This window comes from Streptomyces hainanensis, from assembly GCF_004348415.1.
Taxonomy (GTDB): domain Bacteria; phylum Actinomycetota; class Actinomycetes; order Streptomycetales; family Streptomycetaceae; genus Streptomyces; species Streptomyces hainanensis.
In genome coordinates, this window is the sequence record NZ_SMKI01000529.1 from 1 (window position 1) to 4,849 (window position 4,849).

Sequence of the window (4,849 nt, forward strand, 5' to 3'; positions counted from 1 at the left end):
AGAGCAGGAACGACGCGACGCCTTCCCCGACTGGCTCCACACCTACAATCACCACCGCGGACACACCGCACTCGCAGGCAAACCACCCACCAGCCGCGTCCCCAACCTCACAGGGCAATACACCTAGGCCGGATCACTGTGGACGGCTCAGAGGCGGCGGCACTGATCGCCGGACTCGACGACGGGCGACGGCGTGCCTTGGCATTGACGGTGGCCATGCTGCATGGCGCGGCTGCGGACACGATTTCCCAGGCCTCGGCACAACTTCTGCGACGCGTGAGCCATCCCGCCGACGAACGCCCCCGGCTGGATCGCTCCGATCTCACGACGGATCTGGCGGGAATCCGTGCCGGAACCGACCTGGACGGCCGGGTACGTTTCCAGACCGCTGGCCTGGACATGGCCGTCCGGGCGCACTTCTGGACGTACTTTCCCGATCTACGCCCTGGTTTCCGGATGTGGGTCGGTGACTGCGCACGCGATCTGAGCTTGGAACGTGACGATCGCCACCACTTGGTAGAGCGATTCGCGGAGCAAACGCTGCGGATCGACCGCCCCGAGGAGTTGATGTCGCTCGCCCGCGACTGGACCTCTCACGGGGAATCGCAGGCACTCTTGCCGGACGCCACCCAGGCCTTGGCCGAAGGGCTACGGCATGAGGTTCATGGCCGGGTCGTGCGGCGTCGGATCCTTGACTGGGTGACCGAACCGGGGCTCCCGAACGGATTCCGCACGATGCTGACGGTGGTCTGTTCCCGTGTGATGGCAGTGAGCCATTCAGACCAGGCGTTGGTCAGACTCCATCACCTGGCCCGAGCCGAGAGCGAGTATGAACGGCGCCCAGCGTGGGATGCGCTGTTCGGGCTCGCCGCCGGGGAGAGCCGGCTGTGCGGACTGTTACTCCGTCGACTCACCGGACAGCGCGTCGATTCCGAGGCGCGGCCACCGGCCGACGCCCAAATCTTCCTGGCTCTGGCAGACCAGGTCTGCCGCACCGCGGCGTTCCTCGCCAGGTCGACCATCCGAGAGCGTCTCGTCACGGGCTGGTCCCTCGTCTTGGAGCACAGACCGCCCCAGGAGTGGGCACCTCATGTGCGGTACTGGCTAGACGCCGCGGTCGACAGCCTGTCCAGTCGTGACCGATTGCTCACCACCTTGGCGTACGCGGGGGCCTGCCAACCGCGGTCGATCAGCCGGTTGTTCGTCATTTCGCAGCGCTGGGCCCGAGCATCCGCCACCGCACGAACCGAGCGTGGACTTGTCGCCGAACGATTCAGCCGTGCCCTTGACATGGCGCAGGGCATCGAAACTGCCTCGACGTCCACGCTCTCCCCACCTCATCGCCGACCGGAGACGGCTTCATGAGCTCAGGACACCGAACACTGGCCGCCTTCATTGCCACCATCTCAGCCCTGGTGCTGGCTATTGTTGAGCTCTGCGTGGACTGGTCTGGGTGGCTCTGGCCGTCACTTGCCGCCGCTCTGCTGATCTGTCTCGTCGTCAGCATGCGCGCGAAAGCGCCAGCTTCCGGGTACATCCCGCCGGAGAACACCCTGGAGCCCGATCTCCCAATACCCCCTCCGCTCCGACAGGAGTGCCGGGTAGCTCAGGTGGCGCTACCCAGCGCCGCCCCTGACTACGACTTCCTGTTCTCGGCGACCGTGCGGTGGGTCCCCCAGGAGATTGACGTACCCTCCTCCTTCGACCCTGGTGGGATCGCGGTCCAGGCCGTCCTGCTCCGAGCGCGCGCGTTTGCGGTGCGGCAGTACCCCACGAGCAGCACACTCGCCCAGCATCAACTCAACGGCTATTTGGGTGTGATGGAGGCGGACCCCACCGGCCGGGTCCTGGCCATGGCCAGGAACGTCACGCTGACCCTCTCCGAGTCCGACCACGCCCGGCTCGTCAGGCTTTCCGACGTACGCAAGGACGAGCAGGTCTGGGAACACGAGCGCAACTACGAGAAGAACAAGCGGGCCTATCTCACCAACGACGTCCTCAAAGATACGGGAAGCACGGTGGTCTGGTGGCTGTCCAGGAACGACGAGCAGGTGGAGGGTACGGTCGATCGCATCGGGATCCTTGCCCGGCTCTCCGCGGCCGCCAACAACTCGGAGGTGATGCCACCCTTCCGCGACCTGGTCCATCCGGTCCTCTCGGAGCCGCCCGTGGAGCAGGAGGAGCGTGTTAAGGAACCGCCGCCCGAAGCGGCAGATGTAGTTGCCGAGGCGTTGATGGAATGGCTCCGTCTCGGGCGGGACACACCTGAAATGCATCACCTGGCCTGGCGGTTTGCCGAGTATCTACGGGGTGCTGGCAAGGTCGAGGAGGCTCAGGACTTCTTCCGGATCTTCGACCCGGGCGACGAGGAGGGTGCGCCAGACGTGGACCAGGATGGCGACGGGGCGGCGGGGGCCTGGTTCTGAGCTGGGCCCGCCGGCGAACTAGGTGAACAGGGCCGGTCCGTCCGACGTGGGTGTGGCGGACGGACCGGCTCCCGACAGAGGCTCAGCGACTGACGACGCAGGGCCGGTCGTTGAGGTTGAAGCGGCCGGGCGGCGAGGCGTCGCCCGTGTGGCTGGCCAGATAGCCGAGGGTGATGCTCGCGCCGGGCGCGATCGCGGCGTTGTGGGTGGCGCTGTTGGCTCTGACGATGTCACCGGACTGGGCGAGGTCCGTGTTCCAGTCGGAGACGACCGTCTGGCCGAGCGGCAACGGGAACTCCAGGCGCCAGCCGTTGATCGGCGCCGTGCCGGTGTTGGTCAGGGTGATGTCGACGGTCAGACCGGTGCCCCAGGTGGTGACGTCCAGGTCGACGCGGCAGGTCGGCGTGGTGCGCGCGAACTCCACCCGGTGCAGGCCGCCCGGCAGGTCGTTGACGACGTAGAACTCGCCGTCGGCCGTGGTGCCGAACGCCGTGACCTGGGTGGGCATCTCGCCGATCTCGGCCTGGAGGTAGCCGCCGGCACCGTCCTCGCGGAGCGCCCACACCGTGGAGGAGCAGTAGTCGGTGGCGATGTAGGTGCCGCCCACCAGGTCGGCGTACTGCTCGCCGCGGTAGACGCGGCCGCCGATGACGGCGCAGCCGCCGGTGTAGGGGGAGTAGGTGAAGACCGGGTCGGTGTAGTCGGTGCCGGGCGCGCACTGGGCCTGGTCGAACACCTCGTAGCCCTCGTGGCAGGACCAGCCGAGGTTGGCGCCGGCCTGCTCACCCGCCGGCAGGTGGTCGATCTCCTCCCAGCGGCCCTGCCCGACGTCGCCGATCCACAGCGAGCCGTCGGCCGGGTCGAAGGAGAAACGCCACGGGTTGCGGACGCCGGTGATCCAGATCTCCTCGCGGGCCCCGGCGACACCGACGTAGGGGTTGTCGGCGGGCACGCAGTAGGGGAGCGCCCCGCAGCTGCGGCTCACGTCGACGCGGAGGATCTTGCCGAGCAGGGTGTCGACGCGCTGGCCCGACTTGTACGGGTCGCCGGAGCCGCCGCCGTCGCCGATGCTCCAGTAGAGGTAGCCGTCGGGGCCGAAGGCGAGTTGGCCGCCGTTGTGGTTGCTGTACTCGGCGTGCTCCTGGGAGATCAGCGGCTCCAGGGTCCCGGTGCCGAGGGTGTACCTGCCGAGGGTCACCGCGCCGTCGGGCCGCGCGGTGTAGGCCAGGTAGAGCTCCTGGCTCCGGTTGAAGTCGGGGGCGAGGGCGATGCCGAGCAGTCCGCGCTCGTTGCCCGACTCGTCGACCGAGGCGGTGACGTCGAGCAGCGGGGTGGCGGCCAGCCCGGTGTCGGGATGGTAGACGCGGACGGTGCCGCGTTTCTCGACGATGAACAGCCGGTTCGTGCCGTCGTCGGGCGACGTGATGGCCACGGGGCGACGCAGCCCGGACGCGACCTGGGTGGCGCTCGCGGTGACCTCCTCAAGCGGCACCGCCGCCGAGGCGGCAGGTTCCGCGGAGGGGCCGGCGGAGGGGCCGGCGGGGGAGTCCGCCGCGGCCGCCGGTGCGAGCAGTGGCAGCGATAAGGCGAGGAGGAGCGCGCTCGCCCAGCGTCGTCTTTGCATGTCGGCTCCAAAGGCGAAGGGGGTGATTCCTCGGAACGGGCGTGCGTGGACCCGGAGTCGTCGAGGAGGACTGGGGTCAGGTGTGGCGACAGCGGCACGCCTGGCCGGACGGTAGCGGCTTCCCGCCCGTCACACCAGGCCGCAGGAGCACTCTGGCGTGCTCTCGCCCACCTCCCGTGGCGGCACCGCCCGGACGGCCACGACGCCCGCCCACGCAGCCCGGTGGCGGCCGGCGGCGGCGGGGCCGGCGTCACGGTGGTGGTGGCGCCGGCGGAGAAACGCCTGATGCCCGGTCACATCCGTGATCGGGCGGGGGAGAGCGTAGCCATGCCGAACGAGCGTGTACAGACCACGCGTCAGAGGCCGAGGAGGGCGAGGATCTCGCCCAACGGCGGCACGAGGTTCCCCTGGTCGGCCGTGACGGTGCGCCCGCCGTGCGCGAACTGGTACTGGAAGCCGTCCGCCACCGACGTCCCGAACCGGTACGAGGGCAGCGCGGCGAACTCGGCGCCGCCGAGCAGCCCGGTCAGCTGGGCCAACGCCGGCTCGCCGAGTCGCCGTTCCTCGACGCCAGACCGGCGCTCCACGGAGACCGCGCCGTCGGCCGCGACCGTGACGACGTCGTTCACCCCCGCGATGCCTCCGGTCACCCGCACCACCAACACCTCACCACCCCTGCTCCCGCCACAGCACCGCCCGGCCGGGGCCCTGGCGCTTGCGGCAGCTGAGCAGCCGGTCGGGGTCGCCGGAGGGCAGCGGGCCGAGCGAGACCTGCCAGTACATGGTGTTGGCGGACAGG

The 4,849-nt window shown here is 69.4% G+C and carries 4 protein-coding genes and 1 pseudogene; 3 read left to right on the forward strand and 2 right to left on the reverse strand.

The genetic code is table 11. The features are described 5' to 3' along the window. The 3 genes and pseudogenes from E1283_RS31770 to E1283_RS31780 form a co-directional block, all read left to right on the forward strand. A pseudogene (locus E1283_RS31770) lies at nt 1-127 on the forward strand (IS481 family transposase); the annotation flags it as partial. 11 nt (nt 128-138) lie between these two features. Beyond that, nucleotides 139-1,365 carry a hypothetical protein gene (locus E1283_RS31775; protein ID WP_132821632.1) on the forward strand — a complete coding sequence of 409 codons (1,227 nt, stop codon included), beginning with the start codon at nt 139-141 and terminating at the stop codon, nt 1,363-1,365. After that, entirely contained in the window at nt 1,362-2,426 is a 1,065-nt protein-coding gene (locus E1283_RS31780) for a hypothetical protein (RefSeq protein WP_207930608.1), read from the forward strand. The genes E1283_RS31775 and E1283_RS31780 overlap by 4 nt, the downstream gene beginning before the upstream one ends. Nucleotides 2,427-2,508: 82 nt before the next feature. On the opposite strand, the gene E1283_RS31785 is transcribed toward E1283_RS31780, so the two are convergent. Both E1283_RS31785 and E1283_RS31790 read right to left on the reverse strand, forming a co-directional pair. Next, nucleotides 2,509-4,050, reverse strand: a complete 1,542-nt coding sequence (locus E1283_RS31785; protein WP_132821633.1) for a PQQ-dependent sugar dehydrogenase — start codon at nt 4,048-4,050, stop codon at nt 2,509-2,511. A gap of 356 nt (nt 4,051-4,406) precedes the next feature. Then, nucleotides 4,407-4,706, reverse strand: coding sequence for a hypothetical protein (locus E1283_RS31790; RefSeq protein WP_132821634.1), 300 nt, complete (start codon nt 4,704-4,706; stop codon nt 4,407-4,409). Between the last annotated feature and the right edge of the window lie 143 nt (nt 4,707-4,849).